The organism is Cobetia sp. LC6, from assembly GCF_030264805.1.
Classification (GTDB): Bacteria; Pseudomonadota; Gammaproteobacteria; order Pseudomonadales; family Halomonadaceae; genus Cobetia.
In genome coordinates this window covers 1-15,367 of record NZ_JASSPL010000001.1, presented here as the reverse complement: position 1 = coordinate 15,367, position 15,367 = coordinate 1, and the positions used below count along the sequence as shown (strand labels likewise).

11 protein-coding genes and 5 tRNA genes are annotated in these 15,367 nt (G+C 63.2%); 11 read left to right on the top strand and 5 right to left on the bottom strand.

Annotated elements, in window-relative coordinates; all coding sequences use genetic code 11:
* Positions 1-436 precede the first annotated feature (436 nt).
* From QQF40_RS00080 to ychF, 8 genes are all read left to right on the top strand, one after another.
* A complete protein-coding gene (locus QQF40_RS00080; protein WP_285460089.1) occupies positions 437-2,164 on the top strand; it encodes a tetratricopeptide repeat protein in 1,728 nt (575 codons plus the stop codon).
* Between the two features lie 122 nt (positions 2,165-2,286).
* Entirely contained in the window at positions 2,287-2,931 is a 645-nt protein-coding gene (gene lolB / locus QQF40_RS00075) for a lipoprotein insertase outer membrane protein LolB (RefSeq protein WP_175088358.1), read from the top strand.
* A 50-nt stretch (positions 2,932-2,981) separates the two neighbouring features.
* Positions 2,982-3,854 carry a 4-(cytidine 5'-diphospho)-2-C-methyl-D-erythritol kinase gene (gene ispE, locus QQF40_RS00070; protein WP_175088359.1) on the top strand — a complete coding sequence of 291 codons (873 nt, stop codon included), beginning with the start codon at positions 2,982-2,984 and terminating at the stop codon, positions 3,852-3,854.
* A 29-nt stretch (positions 3,855-3,883) separates the two neighbouring features.
* A tRNA-Gln gene (locus QQF40_RS00065) sits at positions 3,884-3,958 on the top strand.
* Between the two features lie 72 nt (positions 3,959-4,030).
* Positions 4,031-4,972 (top strand): ribose-phosphate pyrophosphokinase, encoded by a 942-nt coding sequence (locus tag QQF40_RS00060; RefSeq protein ID WP_172978614.1) that lies wholly within the window; start codon positions 4,031-4,033, stop codon positions 4,970-4,972.
* Between the two features lie 179 nt (positions 4,973-5,151).
* Entirely contained in the window at positions 5,152-5,784 is a 633-nt protein-coding gene (locus QQF40_RS00055) for a 50S ribosomal protein L25/general stress protein Ctc (protein WP_175088360.1), read from the top strand.
* Between the two features lie 32 nt (positions 5,785-5,816).
* On the top strand, positions 5,817-6,401 hold the full coding sequence (gene pth, locus QQF40_RS00050; protein ID WP_043335900.1) for an aminoacyl-tRNA hydrolase: 585 nt from the start codon (positions 5,817-5,819) through the stop codon (positions 6,399-6,401).
* Between the two features lie 288 nt (positions 6,402-6,689).
* Positions 6,690-7,781, top strand: coding sequence for a redox-regulated ATPase YchF (gene ychF, locus QQF40_RS00045; protein WP_175088361.1), 1,092 nt, complete (start codon positions 6,690-6,692; stop codon positions 7,779-7,781).
* 148 nt (positions 7,782-7,929) lie between these two features.
* Here ychF and QQF40_RS00040 read toward each other — a convergent pair whose 3' ends face one another.
* Positions 7,930-8,880 carry a LysR family transcriptional regulator gene (locus QQF40_RS00040; protein WP_175088362.1) on the bottom strand — a complete coding sequence of 317 codons (951 nt, stop codon included), beginning with the start codon at positions 8,878-8,880 and terminating at the stop codon, positions 7,930-7,932.
* Between the two features lie 205 nt (positions 8,881-9,085).
* Here QQF40_RS00040 and QQF40_RS00035 point away from each other — a divergent pair, with 205 nt between their 5' ends.
* A complete protein-coding gene (locus QQF40_RS00035; protein WP_285460088.1) occupies positions 9,086-10,420 on the top strand; it encodes an FAD-dependent oxidoreductase in 1,335 nt (444 codons plus the stop codon).
* Between the two features lie 81 nt (positions 10,421-10,501).
* A tRNA-Met gene (locus QQF40_RS00030) sits at positions 10,502-10,578 on the top strand.
* Positions 10,579-10,783: 205 nt separating this feature from the next.
* Here the strand turns inward: QQF40_RS00030 and QQF40_RS00025 are convergent.
* Complete coding sequence (locus QQF40_RS00025; protein WP_285460087.1) at positions 10,784-12,112, bottom strand: M18 family aminopeptidase; 1,329 nt, start codon at positions 12,110-12,112, stop codon at positions 10,784-10,786.
* Between the two features lie 291 nt (positions 12,113-12,403).
* Here QQF40_RS00025 and QQF40_RS00020 point away from each other — a divergent pair, with 291 nt between their 5' ends.
* A complete protein-coding gene (locus QQF40_RS00020; RefSeq protein ID WP_285460086.1) occupies positions 12,404-14,512 on the top strand; it encodes a carboxy terminal-processing peptidase in 2,109 nt (702 codons plus the stop codon).
* Positions 14,513-14,963: 451 nt separating this feature from the next.
* On the opposite strand, the gene QQF40_RS00015 is transcribed toward QQF40_RS00020, so the two are convergent.
* From QQF40_RS00015 to QQF40_RS00005, 3 genes are all read right to left on the bottom strand, one after another.
* Positions 14,964-15,039 (bottom strand) — tRNA-Asn (locus QQF40_RS00015).
* 96 nt (positions 15,040-15,135) lie between these two features.
* Positions 15,136-15,211, bottom strand: a tRNA-Asn gene (locus QQF40_RS00010).
* Between the two features lie 78 nt (positions 15,212-15,289).
* Positions 15,290-15,365 (bottom strand) — tRNA-Asn (locus QQF40_RS00005).
* Positions 15,366-15,367: the final 2 nt, after the last annotated feature.

Genomic DNA, 15,367 nt, shown 5'->3' with positions numbered 1-15,367 from the left:
AGCGCGCTCATTCTACCACAGCGTCTGCACCACGCGACCCCGCAGCATGTCGCAGCCGATGAGGATTTTCCATGATGCTGGCAGGCTATCGCTATCAGCCCGTGCGGTGTATCTGCCGGCATACGAGTGACCGGCGGGGCATGCGACTTCCTTGCATCGGCAACGCTATCCCCGCTCGCCGCCAGCCGTTATGCTGCGAGACACGACGCCTTCGTCAGCGCCACACTACGCGAATGACCTGGCCTGCGGCTCGACCGCCCCCGTACTCTCATCCTGCCCCCACCGACAAACGCGAGGTTGCATGCACGCTTCGACTGCCGCTGAACATAGCCCCCCGCATACTCTCGCCTCTCTTGATACCCCCCGTCGCCCGCGCGGCGGGTGGAAGTCCTGCGTCGTAGGCGGGTTACTGCTGAGCATGACCGGCTGTCAGTCGATGAGCGACTCCGCGCCCCTGTCGGCACAGCCCGACCCGCTGGCCACGGCGCCTCCCATCCAGCAGGGCCTGGATGCCGACAGTCTCAACCAGCTGCTGAGCGCCGAACTCGCCGGACAACGCGGTGACTATCCCCGCGCCGCCAATGGCTACCTGGCCGCCAGCCGTCACTTCGATGACCCGGAACTGGCGCGACGCGCCGTGCTCGCGGCTCGTTTCGCCGACAACCCGGCCCTGCTGGAGCGCGCCGCCGAACGCTGGCAGCAACTCGATGAGTCCGCCAGCGAGCCCGGCATCATCCGCGCCCGCCTGGCGGTCGAGCGAGGCGACTGGCAGGCTGCACTCGAGCAACGCCTGATGCTCACCGCCAGTGGCGGCAATGGCAATCTGGCGACCCTGGCCGAGCAGGCGATCGACGCCGGCGCCGAACTCGAGCCCCTGCTGGCGATGCTGGAGACGCATATCGCCCAGCATCCCGAGCAGCCGATGCCCGAGATTGCCGCGGCACTGTTCGAGTCTGCGCTGGGCAATGAGACCGCGGCGCGTGCACGCCTGCTACGCCTGGAAAACGCTCACGCCACGTTGCCGGAGCTCTGGCTGGCGCGCAGCGAGATCGAACGCAGCGCGGGGCGTCTCGTGGCGGCGCGCCGCGCGGTGGCCCAAGGCCTTGAGATCGCTCTCGATGACAGCCGCCTGATCCTGAGCGCCGCGCAGACCGAACTGGCCGGCGGCAATCTGGACGCGGCACGCGAGCGCATCGATAGCCTCATTGCCCGCCATCCCAACGCGCCACGTCTGCGTCTGGCGCTGGCCAGCCTCTATCTTGATGCCGATTCGCCCGAGGACGCCCATCGCCTGCTGCTGCCGCTGCTCGATGAAGACCCGGTGCCGGACGCCGCCTACGCCCTGCTGGGGCTGGCCGCCGAGTCCAGCGGCGATGTCGACAACGCCATTCTTTACTACCGGCAGGTGCCGGACGGCGAGCGCTACATCTCCAGTCGCGCCCGTGCCGCCCAGTTGCTGGTCGAACACGAGCGCACGGACGAGGCACGTCAGTTACTGGCCGTGGAGCGCCTGCGCCATCCGCGCCATGCCATGACGCTGCTGAGCTTCGAGATCGACCTGCTCGACTCCCAGGAGGCGTATGCCGAGGCCGAGGCCCTGCTGAACAGCAGCATCGCCACGCGCCGCAAGGCGCTCAAGCAAGCCATCGCCGGCCAGGAGACCGACACGCGCAACACGCTGGAAAGCGAGCTGGGCAGCCTGTTGTTCCTGCGCGGCATCCGCCGTCTGGAAGATGATGAGCTGGGCGGCATGGAAGAAGACCTGCGGGAAGTCATCGCGCTGGAACCCGACAACGCCAGCGCCTACAACGCGCTCGGCTACACCCTGCTGGTGGAGACGGGTCGCCTTGAAGAAGCACTGGCCTTGATCGAGCGCGCCCATGCGCTGTCGCCCGACGACGCGGCCATTCTGGATAGCCTTGGCTGGGGCCGCTATCTGACCGACGACCTCGACAATGCACTGGCACCGCTGGAAGCCGCCTGGGCCCAGCAGCAGGATGCCGAGATCGGCGCTCATCTCATCGAGGTGCTATGGGCGCTGGGCCGCGAGGATGAAGCCCGTAGCCTGGCGATAGAGCTGAGCGAGCGCTTTGAAGAAGCCAGCGAGCTCGAAGCCCTGTTCCAGCACATCCCCGAGCTACGCCCGGTGGTAGATGCGCCCTGAAGTACGCAGCCACGCTACCCGGCACTTTCTGCCCACTGGCGAGTCCATTATCCTGACCCGCCAGTGAGTGGAGCCTCACTCACCGTCACTCATCTTCTCGCCATCCGGAAGGCTTTCGCGTCATGATCACTTCTCCCCTGTCACTCTCCCTGCTGAGCCAGACACGCCGCCTGCTCGGGCCAGCCCTGCTGGCCATGACACTGGTGCTCAGCGGCTGTGCCAGCCAGATGGCCAGCGACAATGCCGGTGATCTGACGCGCAGCGACGGCGACTGGCAGCAACAGGACGCGCAACTTGCCGCCCTGACCCACTGGCAGCTGGCAGGCAAGGTCGGCATTCGCACTCCCGAGGAAGGCCACAGCGCCAACCTCGACTGGCAGCAGGACGGCGATGATTACCACATGCTGATCACCGGCCCGCTGGGCGCGGGACGCACGACTCTGGTCCGCGATGCCGATGGCGTGCGCCTCTCCTCCTCCGAGGGCGACTTCGAAGCCCCGGATGCCGAGAGCCTGATGCTGGCGCAACTGGGCTGGTCATTGCCGCTGGGCGCCCTCGACAACTGGGTGCGCGGTGTACCGGCCGCTGGCGAGCATGATCTCGAGACGGATGCACTGGGCTTCCCGACCACCCTCTACCAGGACGGCTGGGAGGTGGACTATCAGGATTGGACCCGCGCCGAAGGGCTGTGGCTACCGCGCAAGATGAAGCTTTACTACGGCGACCTCACTGCCACTCTCATCATCAACCAGTGGCAGGCGCTGTAATCGTGACACCTTCTCCTTCTTCCATGACGACTCCGACATCCGCATCGACCATGACACTCACGCTGCCCGCCCCGGCCAAGCTCAACCGCATGCTGCATATCACGGGTCAGCGTGCCGATGGCTATCACGAACTGCAGACGCTGTTCCAGTTTCTCGAGCACGGCGACAGCCTCAGCTTCACGCTGCGCGACGATGAGGCCATCCGCCTCTCACCGCCTATCGAAGGTGTGCCCGAAGAGGCCAACCTGATCGTGCGCGCCGCGCGCCTGCTGCGAGAAGCAGCGCACGCGCAGGGCAAGGTCGCGTCACCCACCGTATTGCCCGGTGTCGATATCACGCTGGAGAAAGTGCTGCCGATGGGGGGCGGTCTGGGTGGCGGCAGCAGCGACGCCGCTACCACCCTGCTGGCACTGGACAGACTCTGGGGGCTCGAGCTTGGCGAAGACGCCCTTGCCGAGCTCGGTCTGTCGCTTGGCGCGGATGTGCCGGTGTTCGTGCGCGGCTTCGCCGCCTGGGCCGAGGGCATCGGTGAACGCCTTGAGCCAGCCCCGCTGGACACCCCATGGTTCGTGGTGATTCACCCCGGTGTCGAGGTCGCCACACCCGCCGTGTTCGGCCACCCGCAATTGACACGTTCCAGCCTCGCGATTAGTATGGCGCGCGCACTGCAGGGGGGCCGCAACGACTGTGAAGTCGTGGTGCGCACTTTGTACCCGGCAGTCGCCGACGCCCTGGACTGGCTGGACCAGTTCGGCACCGCCAGACTGACGGGCACCGGCGCCTGTGTGTTCTGTGCGTTTGACGACGCACGACAGGCCAGCGAGGTGCTGGGTCGACTCGAACTCGAGCGCCCGATGTGGCACGCCTTCTCGGCACGCGGTTGCAATATCTCCCCTCTACATGCCGCTCTGGCTTCGGCCTGAGCACAGCAACTGGTTGAAGTGAACGTTGCTGGGGTATCGCCAAGTGGTAAGGCACCGGTTTCTGGTACCGACATTCCCAGGTTCGAATCCTGGTACCCCAGCCAATCCTGGCCGTTCCCGGTCAACCCGGAATTCTCCACTCCCGAGATCCCACAAGACTCCAAAGGTGGCTGCGCGTGTCAAAACTGATGGTATTCGCGGGGAATGCCAATCCCGCTCTCGCCCGCAAGGTAGCTGAAGCCCTCGATACCCGCCTGGGCCATGCAACCGTCGGTCAGTTCAGCGATGGCGAGATTGCGGTAGAAATCAACGAAAACGTTCGCGGCAAGGACGTCTTCATCATGCAGTCCACCTGCGCACCGACCAACGACAACCTGATGGAGCTGATCCTGATGGTGGACGCGTTGCGTCGTGCGTCTGCGGCGCGTATCACTGCGGTCGTTCCCTACTTCGGTTACGCCCGTCAGGACCGCCGCGTGCGCTCTGCTCGCGTGCCGATCTCGGCGAAGGTGGTCGCGGACATGATGGTCAAGGCTGGCGTCAATCGCGTCATGACCATGGACCTGCATGCCGATCAGATCCAGGGCTTCTTCGATGTGCCGGTGGACAACGTCTACGGCTCACCGATCCTGCTCGACGACATCGAACGTCAGAACTATGACAACCTGATCGTCGTCTCCCCGGATGTGGGCGGCGTGGTACGTGCCCGTGCCATCGCCAAGCAGCTCAACTGCGAGCTGGCCATCATCGACAAGCGTCGCCCCCAGGCCAACCAGGCCCAGGTGATGAACATCATCGGTGATATCAAGGACCGCACCTGCGTGCTGGTCGATGACATGATCGATACCGCCGGCACCCTGTGCAAGGCGGGCGAGGCACTCAAGGATCATGGCGCCAACCGCGTCGTGGCCTATGCGTCCCACGCGATCCTGTCCGGCCCGGCGGTCGACAACATCACCAACTCCGTCCTCGACGAAGTGGTGGTGGCCGACACCATCCCGCTGTCCGACGCCGCGCGTCGTTCCGGCAAGATCCGCCAGCTGACAGTCGCTGGCCTGATCGCCGAGGCGATCCGTCGCGTCAGCAACGAAGAATCCGTCAGCGCCATGTTCCACTGAGTCCTGGCGGCGGGCCCTGCTCGCCACTGCTCGGGGAAGAGGCACTGACACCGGCAGATGATCCATCATCTGCCAACAAGCGGCCGGCCCGGAAATCTCCGGGCCGGCCTCATGGATCCGGCAGCGCTCTGGTCGCGGGGGCTGCCGGATTCTCATTAGACCCTTGAGGTATCTGCAAAATGAAACTGTTCAAACTGAATGCTGAAGTTCGTGAAGACCTGGGGAAAGGTGCGAGCCGCCGCCTGCGTCGTACGAACGACTTCGTGCCGGGAATCGTCTACGGCGCCGACAAGGCCCCGACTCCGATCATGGTCGACAAGCCGAGCCTGTACAAGGCGGTTGACGATGAGGCGTTCTACTCCTCCATCATCACCCTGAATGTTGCTGGCAAGGCCGAGAAAGTCGTCATCCGTGACCTGCAGCGTCACCCGTTCAAGCCGCTGCTGACTCACATCGACTTCCTGCGCATCGACCCGACCCACAAACTGACCATGAACGTGCCGCTGCACATCACTGGTCAGGAAGCCTGTGTCGGCGTCAAGGATCAGGACGGCGTCCTGCACATTCTGGCAACCGACGTCGAAATCAGCTGCCTGCCGGAAGCCCTGCCGGAATACCTGGAGCTGGACGTGTCCAAGCTGGAAGTTGGCCACACCCTGCACCTGTCCGACATCGCTCTGCCGGAAGGCGCCGAGTCCGTTGCACTGTCTCACGGTGCCGATCACGACACCGCTGTGGTCAACGTCACTCGTCCGAACATCTCTGCTGACGCAGAAGATGCCGCTGAAGGCGAAGAAGCCGCTGCAGAATAACGCAGCCTTCTGATCAAGGAGCCAGACGACGCATGTCACGAGTGAAAGCGATCATCGGCCTCGGTAACCCGGGGAACGAATACGAAGACACCCGTCACAATGCCGGCGTCTGGCTCCTTGACGCTCTTGCGCGCCACGGTCACACCACGTTGCGTCCGGAACGCAAGTTCCATGGCCAGTACGCGAAGGTCCACTTCGCAGGTCAGGATCTGCATCTGCTGTTCCCATCGACGTTCATGAATCGCAGCGGTCAGGCCGTGGCCGCATTGTGCAACTTCTACAAGCTCGCACCGGATGAACTGCTCGTCGCTCACGATGAGCTGGACATCGACCCCGGCACCGCCCGCTACAAGCAGGGTGGCGGCCATGGTGGTCATAACGGATTGCGCGACATCATCAGTGCACTGGGCAACGACAAGTCGTTCCATCGTGCCCGCATCGGCATCGGCCACCCCGGCAATGCCAAGCTGGTGACCAACTTCGTGCTCGGGCGTCCCGGCAAGGCTGAACGCCAGGCCATCGACGACGCCATCGACGAAGTGGTGATGACCCTCCCCGACGCCATCAGTGGCGAATGGGCGCGGGCCATGAATCGCCTGCACTCCTTCAAGAGCTGAACCCCTGCATCACCCCTCTCCGAATTTCGGTGATTCGCTCAACGCATCACCTCGCTTGCGTATGCGTGTCTCGCCACGCGATCAGCAGCAAAAGGCATCATTTGTCGCGCGACATGCGCCCAATGGATGACCTCGGCGGCATGAGGCCTTACACTTCCCGCCTGTCTTCATTCCGTGCCTGCCCACTCGTTTCCCCGCATGCCCAGTGTCTGTGCACTCAGAGCCTGCTGGTCGAGACGACTGCCAGTGCCACGCCCCATTCGATACGTCACACCAGGATCTAGCGCCATGGGTTTCAATTGCGGCATCGTCGGCCTGCCGAACGTCGGCAAGTCCACTCTCTTCAATGCACTGACCAAGTCTGGCATTGACGCCGAGAACTTCCCCTTCTGCACCATCGAGCCGAACACCGGTATCGTGCCGATGCCTGACCCTCGCCTGAACGCGCTGGCCGAGATCGTCAAGCCGGAGAAGGTGATTCCGACCACCATGGAATTCGTCGACATCGCGGGTCTGGTCGCGGGCGCTTCCAAGGGCGAAGGTCTGGGCAACAAGTTCCTGGCCAACATCCGTGAGACCGACGCCATCGCGCACGTGGTGCGCTGCTTCGAGGATGACAACGTCATCCACGTCGCCAACCACGTCGACCCGGCCGCCGACATCGAGACCATCAACATCGAGCTGGCCCTGGCCGACCTCGACAGCGTCGAGCGCAGCATCCAGCGTCTGACCCGTGTCGCCAAGGGCGGCGACAAGGAAGCCATCGCCACCAAGGCCGTGCTGGAACGTATCCAGCCGCACCTGGCCGAAGGCCAGCCGCTGCGCAGCTTCGGCCTCAGCGATGACGACCTGAAGATCGTGCGCGGCTTCGGCTTCCTGACCCTCAAGCCGACCATGTACATCGCCAACGTCAGCGAGGAAGGCTTCGAGAACAATCCCTACCTCGATATCGTGCGCGGCATTGCCGCCAACGAAGGCGCCAGCGTCGTGCCGGTGTGCAACAAGATCGAAGCCGAGATCGCCGAGCTGGACGAGGAAGAGCGCGAGATGTTCCTCGATGAGCTGGGCATGGAAGAGCCGGGCCTGGACCGCGTCATCCGCGCCGGTTATGAGCTGCTGGGTCTGCAGACCTACTTCACCGCTGGCGTGAAGGAAGTGCGTGCCTGGACCGTCAAGATCGGCGCTACCGCACCGGAAGGCGCTGGTGTCATCCACACCGACTTCCAGAAAGGCTTCATCCGTGCCGAAGTCATTTCCTATGACGACTTCATCGCCTACAAGGGCGAGCAAGGCGCCAAGGATGCCGGCAAGTGGCGCCTGGAAGGCAAGGACTACATCCTCAAGGATGGCGACGTGGTGCACTACCGCTTCAATGTCTGATGGCTCACAGGTGCCCGGCGACGCCCGGGCCCAGCTGATGCCCTGACAGCCTGTCCTGACGGAACGCCCCTGGTCTCTCACGAGGCCAGGGGCGTTCTGCGTTGTGGCGCGGAAACCTCATCCAGCGGAAGCTCAGCCAGCAGTAGGCTCAGTTCACCGAGGGCTCTACCAGCGGCACCTGCAGCCACTGCGCGGCCTGTCTGGCGAGCTGATCTGCCAGCGTCTGCGCCAGCCGCGAACGACCCGCCTCGCGTCGCCACATGGCACTCAGCACCAGCTCACCCGCCTGGGGCAGCTGACGCGCGCTCAAGCCGCGCTCCGTAGTGGCGGCATGCGCCGTGAGTGCATCGACCACCGCCAGCCCCTCCCCCGCCTGAACCAGCGCCGCCGCCAGGGGATAGGTCTGCACTCGCGTCATGATGCGCGGTGAAGATGGCAAAGCGCTTGAAGCTTCCTGCGCCACGCTCGCCAGCAGACCATCGAGTCGCCGCGCCAGCGGATCGTACGCCCCCAGGGCGATCAGGCGCTGACCGGCCAGCTCCGCCACCGTCATCGGCGTCTGCTGACAGTCCTGTGCCCAATACCCTTCGGGCGCGAGCACCAGTAGCGGCATGCGCACCAGCGGACGCGTCATCAGTGCAGGATGCGTCGGCGCACTCAGCGTGAAGGCGATATCGACCTCATGCAGCAACAGGGCATCGACGATCTCGCGGGTATGCTGGGTCGCCAGCTCACAGCTGACCCGTGGCTGACGCCTGCGCCACTGACCCAGTGCCTGTGGCAGCAATTGCTGGGCGATGGCAGGCGTCGCCACCACCTTGAGCGTGCGTGCCTCGCCCTCGCGCAAGCCATCGACCAGCCGCCTCACATCGTCCAGCTGACCGAGCATTCCCTGGCTGGCCGCTTCCAGCTTGCGCGCCTCCTCGGTGGGATGAAGCTGCCCTGCACTGCGCGTGAACAACGTGATGCCCCACTGGCGCTCGACCTGCTGCAGCGCCTTGCTCGCCGCCGGCTGGGAGATATGCAGCAATCTCGCCGCGCCGGTCACGCTGCCGGCCTGCAGGACGGCGTGAAAGATTTCCAGGTCCCTGAGCCGCATGCACTATCTTCCTGTCCGGTTATCTTATCTAGAGGGCTCACTTGAGGGCGCACTTGAGCGCCTGTGCATCAGGTTACCCCATAACCTCGGGTTATGACGCGACACATCCTTTTCATTCGCCACTCACGCAAGCGACCGGCAAGCTCGAGCACAACGCAACACGACCTTCACGACCTTCACGACCTTCACGACCCGGGAGCCCAGCATGCAACGCCACGTGACTGTCATCGGAGGCGGCGTGATCGGCCTCGCCAGTGCCCACGCCCTGGTGCGCGCCGGCCACTGCGTGACCCTGATCGACGCCCATGCCGAGGTTGCCAGCGAGACCAGCCGCGCCAATGGCGGTCAGCTGAGCTATCGCTATGTGGCACCACTGGCCGATAGCGGCGTGCCCCGCCAGGCCATCAAGTGGCTGCTGGCAGGCAACGAGGCACCGCTGAAACTGCGCCCCAATCTTGACCCCGCACAATGGCGCTGGATGGCCCGATTTGTGGCCGCCTGCAATCACCCTACCCATCAGGCCAGCGCAACTCAGATGCTCTCGCTGGCGCTGCACAGCCAGGCGATCATGAGCGAGTGGCGCGCACGAGATGCGCTCGGCGACTTCGCCTGGCAGCAGCGCGGCAAGCTAGTGATCCATCGTGATCCCGAGGTGCTCGACAAGGCGGCCGCCGCGCGCGTCGCCCCGCAGGACCAACAGGTACTCGATGCACGCCAATGCATCGCGCTGGAGCCCTCACTGACCCACCAGCAAGCCCATCTGTCGGGCGGCATCTTCAGCGCTTCGGACGAGACGGCGGATTGCCATGCTTTCTGTCAGGCGCTGGAGCGCAAGCTGCAGGCCTCCGAGCGCTATACACGCATCGCCAATACCCGCGTCGCCCCGCTGAGCGCACGCAACGGGCGCATCGCGCAGCTCGATCTCAGACATCTTGATGGCCGCCGAGAATGCCTCCCCGTCGAAGAGGTCGTCATCGCGGCCGGCAATCATGCCGCCGAGCTGGTACGCCCCCTGGGTATCCGCCTGCCCTTGCAGCCGCTCAAGGGCTATAGCCTCACCTTGGCGCTGACGGCTGACACCCCCGAGACGGCCGCGCCGCGCATCAGCGTCACCGACTCGGCACGCAAGGTGGTCTACGCCGACCTGGAGTCGTCGGCATCGCGCCAGCTGCGCGTCGCGGCGATGGTGGATATCGGCCAGCGGGAACGCGACAGCTTCCACCCCGAACTGGATGAGCAGCGCATTGCCGCCCTGCGCAAGCTGGCCAGCGATACCTTCCCCGAAGCCGGCGATTTCGCGCAGGCCACTCCCTGGGCCGGACTGCGCCCCAGTACGCCCAAGGGGCCGCCGATCCTCGGCCGTCCCCGGCAAGCGAACAGCCCGGGCAATCTGTGGCTGAACGTCGGCCATGGCAGCCTGGGCTTCACGCTGGCCTGCGCCAGTGGCAACCTCATCGCACGCGCCATCTCGCGAGAGGCTCTCCCCGGCACACTCTCCGATAGCCTACCTGATGCCCTCGCTGCGCGGCCTGGACGCTAGCCCGATGAATTCCCTGCCACTTTTTCGCGCTGATGCATTGACAACATCACGGGCAATCCGTAATATTCGCCTCCGTTGGACGGCTACATAGCTCAGCTGGTTAGAGCACATCACTCATAATGATGGGGTCCCCTGTTCAAATCAGGGTGTAGCCACCAACCAAGATTCGAAAGGCCTGACTGCTTGCAGTCAGGCCTTTTTCGTTGTGCGCGATCTATACACATGACTCGCGCATCCGGCGCCCTGCGCCGTAGCCCTCGAGCCAGGTCACAGGCAACAAAAAGGGCGACCCACAGACCGCCCTTTTTCCGGGCTCGTCTTCTTACACTACGCGCCCGCTCTCCCAGCACACTCCGGCTCGACTCAGTCCAGCTGCTCGCGATTGCAGAAGGCTACCAGCACCTTGATCAGCATGGCGACATCGGCACTGCCGGATGTCTCACGAATCGAGTGCATGCCCCACTGCGGCAGCCCCACATCCAGGGTCGGCACCCCCACCTCACTGGCGGTGATCGGCCCGATGGTGCTGCCACAGCCCATGTCGGCACGACTGACGAAGGTCTGCACCGGCACATCCTGCTCGCGACACATCTCGCGGAACAGCCCGGCCGTGGTGCTGTTGGTGGCGTAACGCTGATTGGCATTGACCTTGATGACCGGCCCGGCATTCAACTTCGGCCCATGCCCCGCATCATGCTTGTCCGCGAAATTGGGGTGCACGGCGTGAGCATTATCGCAAGAAATCATCAAGGAGCGCTGCACAAGGCACTGATAGCCTTCTTCGCTGTCCAAGCCGACGTAGTGATTGATGCGCTTGAGCACATCGGCAAGGAAGGGCCCTTGGGCACCACAGGCGCTGGCACTGCCGACTTCTTCATGATCGGTGGTGACGAACAGCGCCCCCTGACTGCCGTCGGCCTCCAGCAGCGCCTCGAGACCGACGAAACAGGACAGCAGATTGTCGAGGCGGGCACTGGTGATCAACTCGCCCTTCAGCCCCGACTGCGCCGCCGGCTGCAGATCATGCAGGCCCAGCTCGAAGTCGACGACATCCGCGACCCGCACGCCGTGCTGCTCCTCGATCAGATCGATCAACAGCGCGTTGAAGGCCTCCGCGGGCGTCCCGGCCTCGTCATCCAGCTGCATGACCACGGCTGACATCTGGGTCTGGGCATTGATGGCACGCCCACTGTTGACGTCACGATCCAGATGGATCGCCAGGCTCGGCACGCAAGCAAACGGACGCATGACCGCCAGCAGCAGCGTCTCGCGACGACCGTCCGCATGCCGCACCTGGGCACGCCCCGCAAGCCCCAGATCGCGATCGAACCAGGTGCTCAGCAACACGCCGCCATAGGTCTCGACACCCAGCGTCAACCAGCCCTGACTGACCTGTGCCGGATTGGGCTTCAAACGCAGACAAGGCGAATCGGTGTGCGCACCGATCATCCGAAGTGAGCTCAGCGGCGTATCACCCTTCGGGAGCTGAAAGGCGATCAACGAGGAATCATTGCGCGTGACATAGGCGCGATCACCGGGCGCCAGCTGCCAGGAAGATGTCTCGCTGAGGCGACGGTAGCCCGCCTGCTCAAGACGCTGCGCCATGGAAGCCGTCGCGTGCCACGGCGTGGGAGAAGAAGACAGGAAGTCGAGCAGTGCGGGAACGCGGGAATCCGCAATCGCATGAGTCATGATGGCGTCTGGTCCTCGAAGATATATGCAAGGCACTGTATAAGAAGAAACATGATGGGAAAACCTGTGATGACCCTTCGATGACACGACTGCCATCCAGTCACCACACAGGGGGCGCCCAAAGGCGCGACATGCCAGCCAAAGGCCTGCGCTGACAGAGTTTTCACAACCCCAACGCATCAACGCCAGACAACTGTGTATGGTGCATGAGACTGCTACAATGCCCGCTCGACCCCCTGCGGGGAGGTCGTTCAGGGAGCAGAGTGTACATGAATCGGGAGTGCTTCATTGATGAGCCTGTTCGCAAACGTCCGGCGCACGGCATTCGTTGCCCTGTGTCTTGCCATGGCCGGCCCTGCCAGTGCCGCGGTCACCCCTACTGACGCCGATGCACAGGCTGCTCGCGAAGTTGCCGAGTCTTTGCGCTATGGGCATTACGAAGATGTGACCCTGGATGACCACTGGGCCAACCGCGCCTTCACGCAATACCTCAAGACTCTCGACCCCCAGAAAGCCTACTTGCTGGATGCGGACATCAGCGAATTCAGCGACCTGCGTCATGATTTCGACGACGCCATGGTCGATGGTGACCTCGAGCGCCTCTATGGACTCTACGATCGCTATCAACAACGCCTCACCGCACGCCTCACCTGGCTGGTGAAGACGCTGGATGCCAAGCCGAGCTTCGATTTCGACAAGGACGATCGCCTGGCGCTGGACCGCAAGGACAGCCCGTGGGCCGATAGCGAGCAGGAGCTCGACGAGCTGTGGCGCAAGCGCCTCAAGAATGCCTGGCTGTCGATGTCGCTGTCCGACAAGAGCGATGACGAGATCGCCAGGACGCTCAGCGAGCGCTATTCCAATCAGCTCAAGCGCATCAAGCAGACCAACGATGAAGATATCCTGACGCTGGTGATGCATGCCGTGACCGGCAGCATCGACCCGCACAGTGAATACTTCTCGCCGCGTCAGGGTGAATCCTTCGACATCCAGATGAAGCTGTCACTGGACGGCATCGGCGCCCTGCTGCAATCCGAAGGCGAATACGTCAAGGTCTCGAGCCTCGTGCCCGGCGGCCCTGCCGAGAAGGATGGCGAACTCAAGCCGGCTGACCGCATCGTGGCCGTCGGCCAGGGCCAGGGCGACAGCGAGTGGACCAACGTGGTCGGCATGCGCCTGGATGATGTCGTGGACCTGATCCGTGGCCCGAAGGGCTCCGTCGTGCGCCTGGAAGTGATCCCGGCCCAGTCACTGGATGTCACCAAGACGCGTGAGCTGGATATCACCCGCGACACCGTCAAGCTCGAGGACCAGGCCGCCAATGCCAAGGTCATCGACGTCAAGCGCGATGATGGCGTCCACAGGATCGGCGTCATTCATGTGCCCGCCTTCTATGTCGATTTCGATGCCTGGCAGGCCGGTGAAGACGACTACCGCAGCACCACCCGCGACGTGGCGCGCCTGATCGATGAACTGAAGGCCAAGCAGGTGGAAGGCATCATTCTCGATCTGCGCAACAACGGCGGCGGTGCCCTGCAGGAAGCCAATTCGATGATCGGCCTGTTCATCGATCGCGGCCCCACCGTGCAGGTGCGTGATGCACGCGGCCGTATCAGCCTCTACGGCGATACCGACGCCGGCACCCACTATGACGGCCCGCTGACCGTACTGGTCAACCGCCTCTCGGCCTCGGCATCCGAAATCTTCGCCGGCGCGATCCAGGACTACGGCCGCGGCCTGATACTCGGCAGCCAGACCTTCGGCAAGGGCACGGTGCAGACCATCTCCTCGCTGAGCGAAGGCGAGATCAAGCTGACCCGCGCCAAGTTCTATCGCATCTCCGGCGACTCGACCCAGAACAAGGGTGTGAAGCCGGACATCGCCTTCCCCAGCGTCATCGACCCGCAGGAGATCGGCGAATCCAGCCTCGACTACGCGCTGCCCTGGGACCAGGTACGCCCGGTGAAGTATCGCCGCTACGGTGAACCAGCACGCTATCTGGCCGCCTTGCGCGCCCGCCACCAGAGCCGCGTCGAACAGGACCCCAACTTCAGCTACCTGAAGAGCGAAGTCGCGCTGTCAAAGGCACTGCGCGCGCAGCAGACCAGCATCAGCCTCAATCGCGAGCAGCGCAAACGCGAGATGGATGCCCAGGAAGCCGAGCAGCTGGCACTGGAAAACAAACGCCGTCGTGCCCTCAACCTCGAGCCACTGACAAGCTTTGCCGAACTCGATGCCGCCAGCGACCACATCTCTTCCCCCGAGAGCGTTCCCGAGCAGGAAGCCGATATCGAAGAAGGCAGCAGCGACAAGGAAGCCAAGGACCCGATCGATCAGGCCCAGCTTCAGGAAAGTGCCGAGATCCTGCTCGACTACGCCCACCTCACCGGTGATCGCTAGGCCCTCAGGACTCGCGCCATGACCCGCGTTTGACGAAGCTGGTCGACCGCCAAGGCCCCTGCTCTCATGCAACACCGAGCGCAGGGGCTTTTTCTTGCCACAAAGAAAGTCTGTGGCACGCAGCATCACGGCCGCGCGAGGCAGCAACGCGCGCACAACAACGCACAGACAGCAGCAACTAGACAGAAAGCGCAGCAGCAGAAACACAATGGCCAGCATCACAACGTCAGGCAGAGCCGCGTAGAGAACGACAGTAGAAGGCTGGCGACGCGAGAGCACGCTCGAGGCAGAAAGCACGAGACATCTGACAGATGGAGGAGCAGGAACGGATTGATGAGCAGGGCTGACAAGCCAGGATTACGAACAGAGCTCAAGCGCAAAGCAACAAGCAAAGCTCAGGCAGCGATGATGCCACCAGCAGAGAACACGAGGGGAAGCAGGGAAATGATATTGGCTCCTCGAACAGGACTCGAACCTGTGACCCAATGATTAACAGTCATTTGCTCTACCAACTGAGCTATCGAGGAACAACAAATATCGATCGATATCAGGGCGATATCGAAGCTGACGACGAGGAACTCATCTATCAGCGTCATTTCCGGCATTGGCAGGAAGCCTTGGATTGGCTCCTCGAACAGGACTCGAACCTGTGACCCAATGATTAACAGTCATTTGCTCTACCAACTGAGCTATCGAGGAACGACCGGAAATCCATATGTCAGTGACATCATCATGGATGCTATCAGGCTGACATTTCAAGCATGCTGCATGTGCTATTGGCTCCTCGAACAGGACTCGAACCTGTGACCCAATGATTAACAGTCATTTGCTCTACCAACTGAGCTATCGAGGAAC